Raw genomic sequence first — 13,101 nt, 5'->3', positions numbered from 1 at the left:
GACAGAACATCCGCAATATAAGGAGAAAAATATGCAGGCAAGCACCGCAACGATGCCCTACCAGGACAGGTCACTCGACATCGAGAATCGAGTGTCGGACCTGATCGACAGGCTCACGCCCCAAGATAAGGCGGGCCTGATCTTCCAGCCGATCATGCAGGTGGGCGACTTCGACGCAGAGGGGTTCATGGGTATGACACCCCCGCTGCGTGAGGTTCTCAACCGACGCATCAACCACTTCAACATCATGCGCGCCCCCAACCCCCGCGAGCTCGCACAGTGGGTGAACGCGGTGCAGGAAGCCGCGGCCGCGCAGCCTCTTGGCATCCCCGTTACGATCTCTACCGACCCGCGCCACTCCTTCACTGACAATCCCGCCACGGCCGTTTTCGCCGGACCGTTCTCGCAGTGGCCCGAACCACTCGGGTTCGCGGCCATCGGTGACGAAGCCCTGGTCGAACACTTCAGTGACATCGTGCGCAAGGAGTACCTCGCTGCCGGTATCCGCACCGCTCTGCACCCACAGATTGACGTCACCTCCGAACCTCGATGGGCTCGCCAGGTAAGCACTTATGGCTCCGACCCCGAAACGGTCGCACGGCTCGGAGCGGTACAGATCCGCGCCCTACAGGGCGAGCACATCGGCCCCCACTCCGTGTCGGCCATGGCCAAGCACTTTCCCGGAGGTGGCCCGCAGAAAGACGGAGAGGACCCTCACTTCCCGTTCGGCAAGGAACAGATTTACCCCGGAGGCGCCTTCGAGCTGCACCTCGAGCCGTTCAAGGCCGCGATTGCCGCCGGCGTCTCGCAGATCATGCCGTACTACGGGGTACCTATCGGGCTTAGGCTGGACGGAGAACTTGTCGAGGAGGTCGGCTTCGCCTTCAACAAGCAGATCATCACTGGGCTGCTCCGGAATAAGCTCGGCTTCGACGGCATCGTCTGCACCGACTGGTCGGTGATCAACACCACCTACTGGGGCGTGGAGCATCTGACCCCCGCAGAACGTCTGGTGAAGGCGTTGAATGCGGGCGTCGACCAGGTAGGTGGCGAGCATGACACCGCGCTGCTTCTGGCCGAGATGTCGGCCGGCCGCATCTCCGAGGAGCGGCTCGACATTTCGCTGCGCCGGATTCTCCGCGAGAAGTTCCGACTGGGTCTGTTCGATGGGACACGCTTCGTGGATGTGGATAACGCGGTAGCGGTCATCGGAAATCCGCAGCACGTCGCAGAAGGGATCGAAGCTCAAGCCGCTGCCCATGTCGTGATCGCGAACGATGACGTACTACCCCTACGCAGCGGAGTCAAGGTGTACGCCGAAGGATTGGACCCTTCAGCACTGACCGGCCGAGGCGAGCACGTCGCCACACCCGAAGAAGCCGACGTGGCCGTCCTCCGCATCCAGGCACCCTGGGTGCCGCGTAGCGAAGGCGGCTGGGCGAGCATTTTCCACCGCGGCTCGCTCGTGTTCCCCGAGGAAACGCTCGAGCACATCCGCGCGGTCGCGGCCATCACGCCCACCATCGTGGACGTGTATCTCGACCGACCGGTGCTGCTCGGCCAGGTCGCGCCGTTGGTCTCGGCGGTCACGGCCAACTTCGGTGCGGGTTCCGAGGCGTACGCTCGCGTCCTGTTCGGTGAGGCAGCACCGGTCGGACGGCTACCGTTCGAGATCCCATCCTCCATGGCCGCAGTTCTCGCGAGCTTCTCGGATGTCCCGGACAACACCTTCCGCCCCGCTTACCCGCAGGGATTCGGTCTGCGGTTGCCGTGATGTACCATCGCGTCCCGCGTATGCTGGCGCCATGTCCAAGGATCAGGATGGGCTCTGCGACGCCACTGCGGGGCAACAGCCGGTTGACGCGACGTCAGGTTGGCTTGGATCGTGTCGGGTGTGGGTTTGATCAGCCACTCACCGTCGATGTAGACGACGGGGAAAGTGACGGCGCCAACCCCAGGGAGGCTTTGGCGGGTGTTTTTGGCGTCGGGGCTGGTCTGGAGGTCGATGTCGTGATGGGTGATGCGGGCTTGGTCAAGGACCCGGCGGATGCGGTAACCACCGATGTTCCACCGTGTTGTGCAGACGGTCACCGGAACAGTCACCGCCGGCTGGCGCACGATGGTGGGCCGGAAGACACTCAACGGGGTGACCACACCTGTCGGGGTTGCAAGACTCATCGCAACGCCTTCCTTTCGGGCTTCTACGCTGTCGTTCGTACCGCTGGGATTCGTGATTTTCCGGTTTCCCGCCCGGAGTCCTCCGTCGGGACTCCGGGCGCTTCGTGTTGAATCACCGTGTCGGGGGTGATCGCACCCGGGAAACCGCCTCGCCGAGGGAGACCCTGCCGGTCGCCGCCACCGGGCGTGTCGTGTTGGGGTTCCACCGAACATCCCCACGGGGTGGAGGGCAGGCAATGGTTCCCACGATGGGTCGGTCACCGAACCCGGCGGTGTTCATGATGGTGACGAATTGTGCTTGGACCCACTCGCGGTCCTGCAGCAGCAATTGAAAGGTGTCCTGCTGGGTAGCCGGTATGGGCTCAAACACAATCAGGCTCGACAGCGTCATCTTCACCACCTCCCGACCTGGTGTGTCTTACCGGTTGGGTTGATCAGGCTCTGATGCTTTTGGTCTCCTTCCCTTTCTCGGTCTTGTCACCACGGGTGATGCTGATCTTGCGCGGTTTGGCCTGCTCGGCGATCGGGATGCGCAACCGCAGCACCCCGGCGGTGTAGTCCGCGTCGACCTTGTCGGTGTCCAGCGCGTCGCCGAGCACCAGTTGCCGGGCGAACACTCCCCAGGAGCGTTCAGCGGCGACCGCGTTGACGGCGTCCGGCATGTGGCTGAGGCGTTCGGCACGGACCGTCAGCACGTTGCGTTCCACATCGATATCCAACTTGTCCGGGTCGATGCCGGGCAGGTCCAGCTCGACCAGGAAGTCATCGCCTTCCCGCCAGGCGTCCAACGGCATGCTAGTGGGTCGAGCGACGGTTCCGAACACCTGTTGGGTGAGCCGGTCGAGTTCACGGAACGGGTCATGTTGCAACAGCATTTCTTGATCTCCTCCAATTCACTTGTTTCCGAAACCACCGACACATCTGTGCCGATAGATACAGATTTTATAACTCATATGAGGTAGCTATTGCAAGTGTTTTCCAACAATTTTGAGGTGCCGCGCTTACGCTGGCTGGTGCTGGCGGATCAACGGGTGCCGTGGCGCGGTGCAGGCCTATTCGCCTCGAGCCTGGCGGCGTGGCTGTCTCCGGGACAGTCAGTGCATCGAGGCTTAGCTGGCCAGGTGGGCTGGGCTGTTGTGCCTGTTGAGTGCTTGCCGGATCTCGTAGCGGCCGTTGAAGCTTTGCGCGGGCAGGCTCTGGAGCACTTCCAACACCGGTGTCGGTGCGCCGTCGCGGAGGGCCAGCATCACAAGGTCCTCTCGTTCGGCTGGATAGTCGATGTCGGCCAGAGGCTCCAGGACGTGTTCGATGTTCATGAGATCCCTCCCTGTTCTGTCGGGGTTTCGGAGTGGTGACGGCTGCGCATGTCGGGTTGCATCGACGACGCCTTTGCACCATCACGATGCAGAGCGGCATCGATGCGTACGTGGGATTGTTGGTACTGTTGGTGCCTCAACACTGCGGCCAAAGTCAATCCGCCGCGGGGTGCGTCCACGGCAAAACGGCTCTGCATCATGATGTGCTCCCTCCTGGCAAGGTATTCGTCAGAGCAAGGGTGTTTCCTCCGGTTGGGCTGCGCCTGTGCCCTGTGTGCTGATACCGGTCGTGTTGGCGATTTCTTGCCGCAACGCCTGGTTCTCCTCCTGCAAGTCCAGCACCCTTCCGATGCCTGCCAGGTTGACGCCGTCTTCTTGCAGGTCGGCGACCTGACGCAACCGGGTGACTTCCGCATCGCTGTAGCGACGCGTTCCACCGTCGGTTCGGGCAGGAGTGAGAAGCCCGTTGGCCTCGTAGCGGCGCAGGGTCGCCTGCGGTAATCCGGCAAGCTGGGCAGCCACGGCGATGCTATAGACCGGGGTCGAGGAGGAACGCTTATTCATTGTTAAAGAATGCCAACCCCATCTTGCACATGTCAACCATTCGGTGTAAAAGATTTGTATCAGCAGTTGCAGATTAGTTCCGAGATGTGAGGAACGTTCACTGTGTGGAACAACCCTCCCCCCGACGGGCTCGCATGGCTCTGTCGGTAGCCTGGAAAGGAGAACATCATCATGTCCATGTCTTTCGACCCGTTCAGCCAACTGGATCGCATCGCCCAGTCCGTGTTCGATACCAGCAGGCAACCACGCACCATGCCGGTCGATCTCTACCGTGACGGGGACCGGTATGTGCTGAACACCGACCTTCCCGGAGTGGACCCGGGTTCGATCGATGTCGATCTGGATGGGCGCCTGTTGACGATCCGCGCCCAGCGCACCGTCACCGATCTGGCGGACACAGGCAAGGAGAACGTGCGCTGGCTCACCCAGGAACGCCCCACCGGGGCTTATCTACGTCAGTTCGCCATCGGCGATGACACCGACTCGGGTGCCATCAGCGCCAGCTACGATAACGGTGTGCTCAGCGTGGTCATCCCGATCGCCGAGCGGGCAAAACCCCGCAAGATCGTTATCGAATCCAGTGCCGGCAAAGACCACAACGTCGTCCTGGGCTCATCAGCCACCCCGTAACCACGCAACTCATAAACGCACAACAACCCCTTCGGGGGTCCCTTCGGATGTGCATGCCGGACCGCATGAGGCGGGTGGCGCAGCATGCTTCCCCGGAAGGGTTCCGGGGTGGTCGCCGAACCGGCCGACGGCGACCATCCCACCCCCGAACCCGGCACCGTCCGGCCGGTGAAAAGAACTCAGGATGACAATCTTCGACTTGTACCAAAACCATCTACAACGATGGGCGCACCACGCGGGCCGTACCACCGGTCAGCGAATGCGACGCGTCTGGCAGCGGTTCCGAGCCGGTCTGGGTCATTCTCGATCCACCGAAAACGCGTGGCGCGAGCCGGGCGGTGGACTCGATGTTGCGCGGTTTGTCGCCGCCATGGTCCTCACCTGCTGCCTGATCGCCGTACTGCTTCTGCTCGTGCTGGGCGTGGTCGCCGTCATCTACGAACCCATCGCCCGGCAAGCCCTCCATGCGATGGGCTTCCCTACCTGACACCCAACGCAACCGACCGACCGCTCGCCGGCGCCGGCTGATCGAACGAAGACTGATCAACATAAGAACCGATCGGATAGAACCCGGACCGGATGGAAACTTCGGAGGTGAAAATCATGACCGAACCTGACACCACCGTGGAGACCGCACCCGCGCAAGCCGGAACCGGCGCGACGGCCGCTGGTGCCAGCATCCAGTGGCATGTGGCCGGCACCGACCTGGTCGTGCACGTCCTGGAAGACGACCAGTGGGTGATCCGTGATGGCACGCTGCCGCAAACCAACCCGTACAGCCTCCTCGGTTTCGTCGAGAAAAACGGGGATCGCTTCCAGGCCACCACCCTGTATCCGGCAGTGAAGAATAAGCACGGGTTCACCACGGGCACCTTCCCAAGCCTGGAGGCGGTCATCGGCCACTTCGCCATCAAACTCGACCGGCGCAGGCGAAACACGCACAACAGCATCACCGCATCACGGAGGGCATCATGATTCCGAAGGAAGTCTCGGTCGAGCGATTCGCCTTCACCTGTGCCGGGTGCGGCACCACCTGGGCGGCCGACTTCGACGTTCAGCATGTGCAAGACGGGTACGGGCACCTCAGGGACTACTTCTTCCACAACGGACTCGCCTGCCCGGACCCCACCTACCCCGGTGAAGCGGTATGCCCACAGTGCGGGCGCACCCGCATCATCGTCGAGCTGACCGCCCGCCGCTCCAGCCCCGCCGTCACCGGCCCCACACCGGCACACCCCGGCACACCGGTCACACCGCAACGAACAGCCAAACGGGCCACAATACCGTTACTGCCCGGAACCCCCCTCCCCTGGACTAGATGATTGATTCCAAGGGGTGTCGTTGGGGTTGGTGTCGGGTGGAGGGTGCCCAGAATCGAGGTTAGAAGACCAATCTCGAACCTGGAGGCTCTGATGGACAACGATCTGGACACCCTCGTAACAGCACTCTATGTCAGCTGTGATGACTTTCTGAAGGCCCATCCCGAACTGTGTCCGTGGCGGCCACGGGTCGGCTCGCAGCCGAGGATTATGGACGCGGAACTAATCGCGCTGGCGGTGATGCAGGCGCTGGCCGGCTTCACCTCGGAACACCGTTGGCTACGCCATGTGCGCTCGAATCTGTCGGGCATCTTCCCGAACCTGCCGAAACAGCCCGGCTACAATAAACGGTTGCGCAAACTCGCCGGTGTGATGCAGGCCGTGATCGGCCACCTGGGGAAGGACTCGACCCTGTGGTCCGATGACGTGTGGGTGGTCGACTCGACACGGATCGAATGCGGTCGCTCCCGCGAGACTGCGCACCGTTCCGAGCTGGCCGGCTTCGCCGAATACGGGTACTGCGCCTCGCATTCCCGCTAGTTCTGGGGGTTACGGCTGCACCTGCTGTGCACCCTGCAGGGACTGCCCGTGGGCTTCGCGATCGCCGGCGCCAAAGCCGATGAACGCGAGGTGCTGCTGAGTACGCTCGAGTCCACCCCCTGCCCGGCGCAACCCGGGCAGACAATCCTGGCCGACATGAACTACTACGGGCGCCTGTTCGAGAACGAACTGGCCCAGGCGGGCATCACCCTGATCCGACCCACCCGCAAGGGTGAGAAACCGCGCCCCGAGAAACGGTTCATCAAACCGTTGCGCCAGATCATCGAGTCGATCAACGACACGTTCAAGGGCCAACTCGACCTCGAAGCCCATGGCGGCCGTACCATCGCCGGCGTCACGATCCGTGTCCTGCAACGCATCATCGCCCTGACCGCCGCGATCTGGCACAACCAGGCCACCGGCATACGACCACTCAGATCCCTCACCGCCAACGATCACTAACCCTCGGAATCAATCATCGAGTAACCGCCAGGGACTGTACGTTCAACGGTGTAACTCCGATCAAGGAGGTACGAGATAAGAATGCAGGTTGAGACGGTCGAGCAGGCCGCGTCGGAAGGAGCCGGGACGCCCGTGGCGATAGCGGTTGAGGAACGAGAGCAGGAGCCGCCGGCGTCTGTGCCGGCGGTGGACTGGCAGCTGGTGGCGAGTCTGGTCGAGGGGGCGCGGTCGCAGGGCCTGTCCGTGGACGCGGAGGGCGGACTTTTGGCTGAGCTGTCCCGGCTGGTTTTGGAGTCCGCGCTGGCGGGCGAGATCACCGACCACCTCGGTTACGACAAGCACGAGCGGGGCGGCTTCCCGGAGGGCAACGTCCGCAACGGCACCCGCGCTAAGACGGTGCTGACCAAGGCCGGCCCGGTTCAACTCGAGGTGCCCAGGGACCGTGCCGGCACGTTCCAGCCCGCGGTGGTGGCCAAGAGGCAGCGTCGGCTGGGATCGATCGAGGAGGTGGTCCTGTCCCTGTCTGCCCGCGGGATGACGCACGGGGACGTCGCCGCGCACCTGGCCGACGTCTACGGGTCCGACGTGTCCAAGACGACGATCTCCACGACGATCACCGACAAGGTGTTGGAGGGCATGGCGGAATGGCAGAGCCGGCCGCTGGATGCGGTCTACACGGTCGTGTTCATCGACGCGAACCACGTCAAGGTCCGCGACGGGCAGGTCGCTTGCCCGGCCGATCTACGTCGCCCTTGCCGTGACTGCGGAGGGCAACCGGGACATCCTGGGTCTGTGGGCCGGGGACGGCGGTGAGGGCGCGAAGTACTGGCTGCAGGTGTTGACCGAGATCAAGAACCGGGGCGCCGGAGACATTCTGATGATCGTGTGCGACGGTTTGAAGGGCCTGCCCCACTTGGTCGCCGCGGTATGGCCCGAAACCATCGTGCAGACGTGCATCGTGCACCTGATGCGCAACAGCTTCAAGTATTCCTCCCGGAAGGACTGGGATGCGATCTCGCGGGGTCTGAAGCCGGTCTACCAGGCTGCTACCGCCGATGAGGCCGAGACCCGATTCCTGGAGTTCCAGGAAGCCTGGGGAGATAAGTACCCGGCGATCGTCAAGCTGTGGGAGAACGCGTGGGCCGAGGCAAGTGCCGTTCCTGCAGTTCGACCGGGAAATCCGCAGGATCGTGTGCACGACTAACGCCATTGAGTCGGTCAACGCGCGCATCCGCAAGGCCGCCAAGGCACGCGGCCACTTCCCCAACGAGCAAGCCGCGCTCAAGTGCGTCTACCTCGCGTGATGGCTCTGGACCCCACCGGCAAGGGTCGCGCCCGTTGGACGCAGCGTTGGAAAGGCGCGCTCAACGCGTTCGACATCACCTTCAACGGGCGCCTGTCCGCCCACACCAACTAACGCAACAACAACCCAGTTACACCGGTAATTTGACAGACCCGACCGCCATGGCAGCTGGTGCTGCGATTCACGGGTTCTTGTCCATGTCGGTGTCGTGCAGTCTTGCGGATCGTAAGTTGTGGTGTGTCAGGGGTGTTCGGGGAGTGAGGAGAATGGGGCGCCGTGTGGGTGCAGGGGCAGGCGGGTGGTGAATGTGGTGCCTGTGCCGAGTTGGCTTTCGAGCGTGATCGTTCCGTCGTGTGCTTCGATGATCGTCTTGGCGATCGGCAGGCCGATGCCCACTCCTTGGATTGCGGCCTCGCGAACCTCGGGGGCGCGGAAGAAGCGTTCGAAGACACGGGCTTGGTCGTTCTTGCTGATGCCGCGGCCGTTGTCGGCGATACGAATGACGGCGTCATCGCCGTCTCGTGTCAGGGAAACTGTGATCGTTCCGCCTGCCGGGGTGTATTTGACCGCGTTGGAGACGATATTGTTCAGCGCTTGGGTGAGACGGGCCACATCAACCTGCCCGATCAGGGACGAGGGTGGCAGTTCAAGCTCGAGTCGATGTCCGCCCTGATCGATTGAGGGTCGTAGGGCGTGGATCGACTGCGATACTACAGAGGCCAGGTCTACGGGTTCGATGCGCAGGCTGTGTTCTTGCGCTCCTGCACTGGCCAGGTCACGCACAAGAGTGACCATCTGGTCGACGTTATGTTGGATGGTTTGGAATTCGTGTTGGAGTCCCAACTCGGCCAGGTCGTGTGTGTCCGTGATCAGGTCGAGGTATCCGACGATCGAGGTCAGCGGTGTGCGTAGCTCGTGAGAGATGGTTGCCAGGTAGTCTTCGCGTACTTCGATGGCGTTGGCCAGGTCCGTGACGTCGTAAGTCACGACGGCTGATCCGAGGGGTTCACCGTCGGGGCGGGTGATGCGGTGGGCCTCAGTGAGTACCGCCCGCTGATCATCGTTGTCTGGGTCGCCAACCCAGTAGATCACCCCGCGTTGATCGCCTTCGATGGTCTCCGACACGATGTCCTTGTCCCGCTTGACTGGTGTGCGCCGGTCGGAGGCATAGACATGGGTGCTCTTTCCGGTTTTCGGGTCGTAGCCGGTCAGTGTCAGGATCTCATCGACCATGCGGTTATGCATTTGCGGGTGGTTGTCGGTGTCGTAGAAAATCACGGCGACTTTAACCGTGTCCGCGATCGAGCGAACGATGAAGCTCAGATCGTTCATTTTCGCTTCAAGGTCGTGCAGTTTCTTGGTGGTCTCCTCCAGGGCGGTCGCGGTCTGTGCGCGTGCGTGAAGCTGTGAGACGGCGTATCCGATCTGCTTGCCGAGAGAGTTCAGCAGCTCGGGGTCGTGTTGCGCGTATCGCCGGTTATCGTCGCTGGTGATCAGTATTGCGCCGAGCAGGGTGTCATCTGCCGCGATCGGGATGGCACGGATCGGGTTCACGCGTGTGTGCAGCAGCGAATGCAGCAGCGATGCGGCAGGCTCGGTCTCGTCGGACGCGATCCACAGATCAGTGCCCTTCTGAGTGGCGCGAGAGAGTTCTTCGCTCAGCTGGGTGCGCACCTGAACGACGGTCTGGGAATCGAGAGGCCCCTTCAGGTTCCGGTCGGAAGATTCGGTGAGGTCGTCGCCGAACCACAGCACCGCGCAAGAGGCCGGTTGAAACAGCTGGGTGACACCATCCAGAACAGCACCGGTGAATGCTTCTGTTGTCGGCACACGGTAGAGAGCCTCCACGAGTTTCAGAATTCCGACGTGCAACGACTCCATTGTGCTCTGCCCGCTTTCCGATTCGTGCCGTTGGGCGAGGGGTGCGGCGTCGATACTGCTGTCGGCGATATTCGCGGCCGGCGGCCGATCCGCACTGGAACTCTCCGACGATTCGGACATTCTCGACTCCTTCGTCCGTGGCGGCTGGATGGTGATGTAGCGAACGCTGAGTTGCCACTTCAGCGTAGATTAACCTCATCCTATGGGTGCAGTCGGTGCTGTCCTCGGGTCGGAGAGCAGCTCAATCACGGCGGAACATCGGCTTAGCCCGCGAAGCGTGGAGTGTTCTGCTTTCCCTTCATAGCATGCCCTTCACAGCTTGTCCTTGTCGCGACGATGCTGTGCCTGGCCGGTGTGGTCACGATCGTTTACCGTCGAATCACCGTACCGCTGTGGCTTTCTCACTGCTTCATACGTTGCCGGTGATCGGGTTGGCGACCTAATTTCCGGCTGCTCGGAATTATCGTCAGCGCGGCGCTGCCGACTGGGTTTCTGATCGCACAATCGCGGGTGTCCCGGATCGATTCGGGAACGACGATCGCCAGGGTCGTTATCGTTCCCATCGGGTTGGCCTGGTGGCGGTCAGCGTGTATCCGTCGCGTCGTCGTGTCGAGGCGCGGCGCATCCTCATGCGACGCCAAGCGGAGGCGTTACGGAACACCGCCGCAGAGGGTCGACGCCATAGAACTAACTTGATGCAGCAATGGAAGCGGTGGTCTTCGGCATCACCGACGCCGCGGAAACAGGCTACAATCTTGACGCTTTGGGGGAGGAGGCCGGCGCACGCCGCAGCACCGTGACGACGACCGGATTCACCGATGCTGCCGGTTCGTGGTGATCTGCAGCCCGCGGAAACCCGGACGTTCGACAGAGCTGTCGCGGCCGGTAGCACGCTTTGGATGCGACCGGTGTCGCCGTGTGCGTAACGCTGGCGATCGGGGGGTCCTCAACCTGAACGGGGCAGAAAGCGAGCCTGCCGCGTACGTTTTTTCACTTAATCCGCGGCGCAAGGGGTTCCTTGATGGGCATCACAGGCCATTGCCGTCGTGTTGCCACTTTGAGCAATGCGTCATCTGAGCCGACCACGACAGGGTTTGTGACGTGCTCTAGCAGTGGCAGATCGCTGGGGTGATCTCCGTACCCCCAACTGGTCACCGCCGCCGACCGGAGGGCGTTCAGGTATGCATCAACGGCGGTTCCCTTCTCTCCGCCGATCATCGCTGCGTTGATCTGGCCGGTATAGAGCCCTCGGTTTGTTTCAAGCTGCGTGCAGTACAACCGGTCGGCGCCGACGTCGTCGGCGAGCGGTTGCAACGGGGCGGCGAAGGAGCCGGACACAAGCACGATGTGATGGCCCGCTTGCCGATGCTCACGCAACCGTTCCAACACGTTAGCCCGGTAGAAGCCGGGCTGACTGGAAGTTTCCGCGTACCAGGATCGTCCGGCTTCGCTGACCAGGTCGACCGGCTGCGCGGCCCAGAGTGCGAAGTACAGGCGGTTGAGCTCAGACCGGCCGAGTTGGAGGGCCTGCTCTCTGAGCTCGCCCAGGCGTTGGGGGGATGCCATCGATGGCGTCAGCTTCTGGTAATACAGCAGGAAAGACTCGAGGGTCTTGACCGAGACCAGGGTCTCATCGACATCGAAGAATGCGACCACGGTGTCGTGAGACTTAGACACGGGCGCCGCTTCCCGCGAGCATGTCAACACACCGCGCACAGACCTCGGCAACGGTCCGCTCACCCTGACTGATCATCGTATGCGAACTCGCGTGGTCGATCTCTGCACTCAGATGCGTTGGTACGCGCAGTTCGGCGAAGGCCGGGAATGTGATCTCCAGTGCCGACGCCGGTGCACCTGTCGCCTGCTCGTGCAGCGTCGCCGCGGCATGCAGCAGCAGTATCCCGGGCAGGTGGTCGACGGGGTGATCGAAGAAGAACGGATCAGCCTCGTTCACGCCCAGGACCGCCCGCGCTGATGTTGTCGTTCGTACCGGGTCGATCAGGAGTGTCTCGGCATGGTCAACGATGGCCTCGCCGAGAACCTGCGCGCGGCGTCGCACCACACGGTAGTCCAGATCCGACAACACCTGGGCACTGATATGCGCAGTCACAGCGGCGCCTATGGTGTAGTCGACCTCCAGCCGGTGCGGTATGCCTTTTCGGTGGACGATGTCCGCGAATGACACGGCGGCCGTGCACTCGAAGGCGCCGAAACGTGGAAAGACCAATCGTTCGCGTGCCGTGTTCACGGACAGGGCGGAGATGACGAAGTGCACGCTCGGATCCATGCCGAGCCCCGCAACGCACACTGCGAGTCCGGCCTGCCGCAGTGCCTCAGCCATCAAGGTCAACGGCACTGCCCCCGGCGTCGGATGGCACAGCCAATGGCTGCGTGGTAGGGACAGACCGACTTCCCAGTAAGCCTCCGCGAGCTGGGTCAGCTCTGACACCAGCAACTCCGATCGCGTCGAGCGATGCGCGGCCGAGTGGTCTAAGTGTTGGACGTCGGTATGCATTATCGATGTTTCCTTCGTGGGCTGGGGACCAGTACCGGTACCGCGCCCCTGGGATACAGACTCTCACGAATGCGTCAAAATACCGGCGAAATTTGTGCCCAGTTAGGGGCTCCGGTTCGTACCCGGTAGTCGCGTCAGAATCCGCATAGACGAGCATCTTTCGCGGTGGCGCGGTAGTGGGTGGGATCGGCAGGGGCTCACGTTGAGTTCGTGTAGAACGGTTCCGGATGCCTACGCGCCGCCCGAGAACACGGCGGCGGAGCCCGCCGCGACGGATGCTGCCGCCCGTGTCATTCGAGCGAGATCGACGGATCTGCGCAGGCACGTGCAGCAACGGTTGAGCAGTCCAGGCGTTGCTCGACGGTCGTGGCGGCAAAAGCTTGATCGAATCTT

13 protein-coding genes and 2 pseudogenes are annotated in these 13,101 nt (G+C 62.5%); 7 read left to right on the top strand and 8 right to left on the bottom strand.

Translation table 11 applies throughout. From position 1 onward, the window contains the following. The first annotated feature begins 31 nt into the window (after positions 1–31). Positions 32–1,774 carry a glycoside hydrolase family 3 protein gene (locus tag QU604_RS13660; RefSeq protein WP_308465176.1) on the top strand — a complete coding sequence of 581 codons (1,743 nt, stop codon included), beginning with the start codon at positions 32–34 and terminating at the stop codon, positions 1,772–1,774. On the opposite strand, the gene QU604_RS13655 is transcribed toward QU604_RS13660, so the two are convergent. The 4 genes from QU604_RS13655 to QU604_RS13640 form a co-directional block, all read right to left on the bottom strand. After that, positions 1,741–2,178: a glutaredoxin family protein gene (locus QU604_RS13655; protein ID WP_308465175.1), complete on the bottom strand. Its 438-nt coding sequence runs from the start codon at positions 2,176–2,178 to the stop codon at positions 1,741–1,743. The genes QU604_RS13660 and QU604_RS13655 overlap by 34 nt on opposite strands. A gap of 434 nt (positions 2,179–2,612) precedes the next feature. Then, positions 2,613–3,053 (bottom strand): Hsp20/alpha crystallin family protein, encoded by a 441-nt coding sequence (locus tag QU604_RS13650; RefSeq protein WP_308465174.1) that lies wholly within the window; start codon positions 3,051–3,053, stop codon positions 2,613–2,615. A 234-nt stretch (positions 3,054–3,287) separates the two neighbouring features. Continuing rightward, on the bottom strand, positions 3,288–3,494 hold the full coding sequence (locus QU604_RS13645; protein ID WP_308465173.1) for a DUF2795 domain-containing protein: 207 nt from the start codon (positions 3,492–3,494) through the stop codon (positions 3,288–3,290). A gap of 228 nt (positions 3,495–3,722) precedes the next feature. Further along, complete coding sequence (locus tag QU604_RS13640) at positions 3,723–4,058, bottom strand: MerR family transcriptional regulator (protein ID WP_308465172.1); 336 nt, start codon at positions 4,056–4,058, stop codon at positions 3,723–3,725. A 171-nt stretch (positions 4,059–4,229) separates the two neighbouring features. Here QU604_RS13640 and QU604_RS13635 point away from each other — a divergent pair, with 171 nt between their 5' ends. Beyond that, positions 4,230–4,688: an Hsp20/alpha crystallin family protein gene (locus tag QU604_RS13635; RefSeq protein WP_308465171.1), complete on the top strand. Its 459-nt coding sequence runs from the start codon at positions 4,230–4,232 to the stop codon at positions 4,686–4,688. Positions 4,689–4,902: 214 nt separating this feature from the next. Here the strand turns inward: QU604_RS13635 and QU604_RS13630 are convergent, their stop codons facing one another. Beyond that, on the bottom strand, positions 4,903–5,154 hold the full coding sequence (locus tag QU604_RS13630; RefSeq protein ID WP_308465170.1) for a hypothetical protein: 252 nt from the start codon (positions 5,152–5,154) through the stop codon (positions 4,903–4,905). 137 nt (positions 5,155–5,291) lie between these two features. Between QU604_RS13630 and QU604_RS13625 the strand changes: the two genes are divergently transcribed. The 4 genes and pseudogenes from QU604_RS13625 to QU604_RS13605 all read left to right on the top strand — a co-directional run bounded on the left by QU604_RS13625 (position 5,292) and on the right by QU604_RS13605 (position 8,426). Further along, positions 5,292–5,663, top strand: coding sequence for a hypothetical protein (locus QU604_RS13625; protein WP_308465169.1), 372 nt, complete (start codon positions 5,292–5,294; stop codon positions 5,661–5,663). Further along, a complete protein-coding gene (locus QU604_RS13620) occupies positions 5,660–6,010 on the top strand; it encodes a hypothetical protein (RefSeq protein ID WP_308465168.1) in 351 nt (116 codons plus the stop codon). The genes QU604_RS13625 and QU604_RS13620 overlap by 4 nt, the downstream gene beginning before the upstream one ends. 90 nt (positions 6,011–6,100) lie before the next feature. Continuing rightward, positions 6,101–7,009 (top strand): annotated as a pseudogene (locus QU604_RS22330) (IS982 family transposase). A gap of 81 nt (positions 7,010–7,090) precedes the next feature. Next, a pseudogene (locus tag QU604_RS13605) lies at positions 7,091–8,426 on the top strand (IS256 family transposase). 126 nt (positions 8,427–8,552) lie between these two features. On the opposite strand, the gene QU604_RS13600 reads toward QU604_RS13605, so the two are convergent. Next, positions 8,553–10,313, bottom strand: coding sequence for an ATP-binding protein (locus QU604_RS13600; RefSeq protein ID WP_308465166.1), 1,761 nt, complete (start codon positions 10,311–10,313; stop codon positions 8,553–8,555). Between the two features lie 583 nt (positions 10,314–10,896). On the opposite strand from QU604_RS13600, the gene QU604_RS13595 reads away from it, so the two are divergent. After that, positions 10,897–11,031: a hypothetical protein gene (locus QU604_RS13595; RefSeq protein WP_308465165.1), complete on the top strand. Its 135-nt coding sequence runs from the start codon at positions 10,897–10,899 to the stop codon at positions 11,029–11,031. Positions 11,032–11,183: 152 nt separating this feature from the next. Here QU604_RS13595 and QU604_RS13590 read toward each other — a convergent pair whose 3' ends face one another. Further along, complete coding sequence (locus tag QU604_RS13590; RefSeq protein ID WP_308465164.1) at positions 11,184–11,870, bottom strand: HAD family hydrolase; 687 nt, start codon at positions 11,868–11,870, stop codon at positions 11,184–11,186. Then, complete coding sequence (locus QU604_RS13585; RefSeq protein WP_308465163.1) at positions 11,863–12,708, bottom strand: AfsA-related hotdog domain-containing protein; 846 nt, start codon at positions 12,706–12,708, stop codon at positions 11,863–11,865. Before QU604_RS13585 ends, QU604_RS13590 begins: the two co-directional genes overlap by 8 nt. Positions 12,709–13,101: the final 393 nt, after the last annotated feature.

It is taken from the genome of Rathayibacter sp. SW19 (assembly GCF_030866825.1).
Taxonomy (GTDB): Bacteria; Actinomycetota; Actinomycetes; order Actinomycetales; family Microbacteriaceae; genus Rathayibacter_A; species Rathayibacter_A soli.
The sequence above is the reverse complement of the archived record's forward strand: the minus strand, read 5'-3'. Positions and strand labels throughout refer to the sequence as shown.

Excerpts from the sequence above, each read along its gene's own strand:
- QU604_RS13660 (WP_308465176.1), top strand. The coding sequence starts at position 32 with ATGCAGGCAAGCACCGCAACGATGCCCTACCAGGACAGGTCACTCGAC.
- QU604_RS13655 (WP_308465175.1), bottom strand. The coding sequence starts at position 2,178 with ATGAGTCTTGCAACCCCGACAGGTGTGGTCACCCCGTTGAGTGTCTTC.
- QU604_RS13650 (WP_308465174.1), bottom strand. The coding sequence starts at position 3,053 with ATGCTGTTGCAACATGACCCGTTCCGTGAACTCGACCGGCTCACCCAA.
- QU604_RS13645 (WP_308465173.1), bottom strand. The coding sequence starts at position 3,494 with ATGAACATCGAACACGTCCTGGAGCCTCTGGCCGACATCGACTATCCA.
- QU604_RS13640 (WP_308465172.1), bottom strand. The coding sequence starts at position 4,058 with ATGAATAAGCGTTCCTCCTCGACCCCGGTCTATAGCATCGCCGTGGCT.
- QU604_RS13635 (WP_308465171.1), top strand. The coding sequence starts at position 4,230 with ATGTCCATGTCTTTCGACCCGTTCAGCCAACTGGATCGCATCGCCCAG.
- QU604_RS13630 (WP_308465170.1), bottom strand. The coding sequence starts at position 5,154 with ATGGAGGGCTTGCCGGGCGATGGGTTCGTAGATGACGGCGACCACGCC.
- QU604_RS13625 (WP_308465169.1), top strand. The coding sequence starts at position 5,292 with ATGACCGAACCTGACACCACCGTGGAGACCGCACCCGCGCAAGCCGGA.
- QU604_RS13620 (WP_308465168.1), top strand. The coding sequence starts at position 5,660 with ATGATTCCGAAGGAAGTCTCGGTCGAGCGATTCGCCTTCACCTGTGCC.
- QU604_RS13600 (WP_308465166.1), bottom strand. The coding sequence starts at position 10,313 with ATGTCCGAATCGTCGGAGAGTTCCAGTGCGGATCGGCCGCCGGCCGCG.
- QU604_RS13595 (WP_308465165.1), top strand. The coding sequence starts at position 10,897 with ATGGAAGCGGTGGTCTTCGGCATCACCGACGCCGCGGAAACAGGCTAC.
- QU604_RS13585 (WP_308465163.1), bottom strand. The coding sequence starts at position 12,708 with ATGCATACCGACGTCCAACACTTAGACCACTCGGCCGCGCATCGCTCG.